This is a genomic window from Bacillus sp. J41TS8 (genome assembly GCF_018333035.1).
Lineage (GTDB): Bacteria > Bacillota > Bacilli > Bacillales > Bacillaceae > Bacillus > Bacillus paralicheniformis.
In genome coordinates, this window is the sequence record NZ_BORF01000053.1 from 1 (window position 1) to 295 (window position 295).

The window sequence follows — 295 nt, forward strand, 5'->3', positions numbered from 1 at the left end:
TTTAAGTGCTTGGCGGCGTCCTACTCTCACAGGGGGAAGCCCCCAACTACCATCGGCGCTGAAGAGCTTAACTTCCGTGTTCGGCATGGGAACGGGTGTGACCTCTTCGCTATCGCCACCAAACTATGTATGAGAGGTGTTCTCTCAAAACTAGATAACGGTCAGACAATTCACAAACATTTAGGTTAAGTCCTCGATCGATTAGTATCTGTCAGCTCCATGTGTCGCCACACTTCCACCTCAGACCTATCAACCTGATCATCTTTCAGGGATCTTACTTCCTTGCGGAATGGGA

The 295-nt window shown here is 49.2% G+C and carries 2 rRNA genes; both read right to left on the reverse strand.

What is annotated here, in order from left to right:
* Nucleotides 1-7: 7 nt before the first annotated feature.
* Nucleotides 8-123 (reverse strand): 5S ribosomal RNA (gene rrf, locus KI350_RS22805).
* A 58-nt stretch (nt 124-181) separates the two neighbouring features.
* Nucleotides 182-295: ribosomal RNA gene (locus KI350_RS22810) — 23S ribosomal RNA — on the reverse strand; the annotation flags it as partial.